A 1,270-nucleotide genomic window follows, 5' to 3' on the forward strand; every position below is an offset into this window, starting at 1 on the left:
CAACAGACTCCTCCCACTCCTCCTCCGATATTTCCTGCTCAAAAATGGGCTCCTCGCCGAAAATAGCACGATAAAAGTCGTTAATACCAGCAAATTCCCCCGCCTCATATAGCGCCTCTTTTGCAAGCCCCTCCGGAGTCATCCCTTTGGTGCCTTCCACTTCTGCCGTCTGATCCACCGCGTGAATTTTATCAATTTCCTTGATGAAGGGCGTTATCTCATGATCCGTCAAAAAGTGGTTGATCGCAAGCGGGGCGTCTTGATACGGCTCTAGCGGACGGCCGGGGTAGTACATGTCGTGAGGTTGGAAGTTGTTCACATGGGGATTGCCTTCGCCTAAACGAGAAGTCTAAAGCGACAATACTCATCCTAACGAAAGGAAGCAAAACTGTCAGAAAATGCGAGCATGTAGCTATGAGATCCAATATTAAGGAATGTAATAGGTATTTTGATCATACCGGAGCACTTCTGATCAGCGACAAAGAAATACCATCCGCACCCGAGGTCATTCTCACGTGGCACAGACTCTAAATAAGAGGCGGGCATGATAGGGTGGTTCGCCATGCAATGTGTCATTCCACATTGCTCAAGTGCAAGGAATCATGCCCGCGTGGGCTACATGTCAAGCCATGATCGATGCTCATTCTAGTCAAGGCTATTTTACACACAAATTAGGACTTGATCCAGCGGCAGCGGTTAGTGGTCACCACTTTCCCCTATCAAAGTCCTCGTCATCTATTTCCTTCACAAAAACAGAGATCCATAGAACCCGATGGGTTACGGGATCTGTTTCGATGTATATCCCTTTTTGACTGACATACACTTCTTCAAATTCGTCGTATTCAAAGGAGGGCTCCACTTTTAACGCATCATCAATATGCATGCCAACGTGAATCTGATTGAAAAGCAAACCCTCATAGTTTTCTGACGCCGTCAGTTTAAATAGCTTTCCATTAGTAATACTAAACCAGAGATCAATGTCATTTTCTATTTCATACCTAACTGCGAACTTCCCTGGCAAATGCTCCCTTACATTAATGGGTTGCAAAAGATCGTATACCTCCGTTATATGGGTGTATAACTCTAGGCCCCCCAAACCCTTCCATGGCTCAATAGGGGCATTTAGATCAAGTTTCATTGTCCCTTCCTCCCACTATAAATTAGTTTTATCTCGTGTTTCCTCACTCATTCACCGTATTTCAGCCCTTGACATTTGAGTGTGATGGATAATAAGTGCATAACTGTGTTTTTATGGGATCGGGGTTTGGTG

The 1,270-nt window shown here is 45.1% G+C and carries 2 protein-coding genes; both read right to left on the reverse strand.

From position 1 onward, the window contains the following. On the reverse strand, nt 1-319 hold a 319-nt coding region (locus BN1247_RS00020), incomplete at its 3' end, for a hypothetical protein (protein WP_147675139.1). A gap of 384 nt (nt 320-703) precedes the next feature. After that, nucleotides 704-1,138, reverse strand: coding sequence for a hypothetical protein (locus BN1247_RS00025; protein ID WP_054948546.1), 435 nt, complete (start codon nt 1,136-1,138; stop codon nt 704-706). Between the last annotated feature and the right edge of the window lie 132 nt (nt 1,139-1,270).

The sequence above is a fragment of the Numidum massiliense genome (assembly GCF_001375555.1).
In the GTDB taxonomy this organism is placed as follows: domain Bacteria; phylum Bacillota; class Bacilli; order Thermoactinomycetales; family Novibacillaceae; genus Numidum; species Numidum massiliense.